Raw genomic sequence first — 1,445 nt, 5'->3', positions numbered from 1 at the left:
TCGATATCAAGCGCTTTTGCGTAATCCCCTGCCGTCATTTCACTGCGCACGCTGATCAGTTGGGTGGCTGCAATCCGATGCTGCTCACGAATCATTTGATGAAAGTGAGAACGCGACAACGGGTTGTAGCAGATTCGCTCAGGAGACACGTACCAACCACGGCGCTCTTCTCGATAAATCAGCCCTTCAGTTTCCAACGAGACTAACGCATCTTTAATCGTGATTCGGGTGGTAGAAAACAGCTCACTTAACTCTCTTTCTGAAGGCAGTTTTTGCCCTTGAGAAACCACGCCAGAGTGAATTTGCTGTCTCAAACTGGCTTTAATTTTTCCTAACTGCGTCCCTAACTGGCTCGCACCTGTTGTTTTCATTCTGACCTAGTCCAATAGATATTTTCTCAGCAACATAAGCGGCTTAAGTAACAGAAATATGACAAGTCAAACTGCTCACTTCTTCATCAAATGAAATACAAACGCCACAGAAGTGAATCATAACTGTCAAATTATCTGCACCAAACCGTCACATTCCACCCATAGGATAAAAAGCGAACTTACTGACCTAGTCCAGAAGGATGGAGACAATGAAAACTTTGCTTAGCCGTTCCACTGCCGTGCCTGCCAAACTGCTTGCAGCCACCGCAAGTACAGCAACATTATCGGCGCCTGCTTTTTCAGCGGATGCCAATGTAGAATCCCTAGTAAAAGCCGCTCAAAAAGAAGGCTCGGTTTACAGTGTGGGCATGCCAGACAGTTGGGCAAACTGGAAAGACACGTGGGCTGATTTGCAATCAAACTACGGTTTGAAACATCAAGATACTGACATGAGCTCTGCACAAGAAATCGCGAAATTCGAAGCAGAGAAGAAAAATGCAACCGCAGATATCGGTGACGTCGGTTTTGCATTCGCGCGAGTTGCCGTGAAAAAAGGCGTAACTCAACCGTATAAACCGACCACTTGGAATGACATTCCCGATTGGGCGAAAGATAAAGATGGCCACTGGGCGCTGGCATACACCGGCACTATCTCTTTTATCTCAAACAACAACCTAGTCAAAGACGCACCAAAAACTTGGGGTGACCTACTCAAAGGTGACTACAAAGTGACGGTTGGAGACGTAGGCGTTGCGGCGCAAGCGAACAACGCGGTTTTGGCAGCCGCTTTTGCCAACGGTGGTGACGAATCGAACCTTAAACCAGCAATCAAGTTCTTTGCTGAACTGGCGAAACAAGGTCGCTTGTCATTTACCGATCCGAACATCGCCAACCTAGAAAAAGGCGAAGTTGAAGTGGCGATCATGTGGGACTTCAACGCGCTGAACTACCGCGACAAGATTGACCGCGAGCGCTTTACTGTCACGATTCCACAAGATGGTTCCGTGATTTCTGGTTACACAACCATCATCAACAAATACGCGAAAAATCCAAACGCAGCCAAATTGGCTCGTG

2 protein-coding genes are annotated in these 1,445 nt (G+C 47.3%); one reads left to right on the top strand and one right to left on the bottom strand.

Annotation, left to right across the window (positions count from 1 at the left end):
• Window positions 1-371, bottom strand: a 371-nt coding sequence (locus tag R7035_RS25285) for a GntR family transcriptional regulator (protein WP_318146330.1), incomplete at its 3' end; no start/stop codon positions are given.
• A gap of 209 nt (window positions 372-580) precedes the next feature.
• Between R7035_RS25285 and R7035_RS25280 the strand changes: the two genes are divergently transcribed.
• Window positions 581-1,445, top strand: an 865-nt coding sequence (locus tag R7035_RS25280) for an ABC transporter substrate-binding protein (RefSeq protein ID WP_318146329.1), incomplete at its 3' end; no start/stop codon positions are given.

It is taken from the genome of Vibrio sp. 1731, assembly GCF_033339955.1.
Lineage (GTDB): Bacteria > Pseudomonadota > Gammaproteobacteria > Enterobacterales > Vibrionaceae > Vibrio > Vibrio alginolyticus.
The sequence above is the reverse complement of the archived record's forward strand: the minus strand, read 5'-3'. Positions and strand labels throughout refer to the sequence as shown.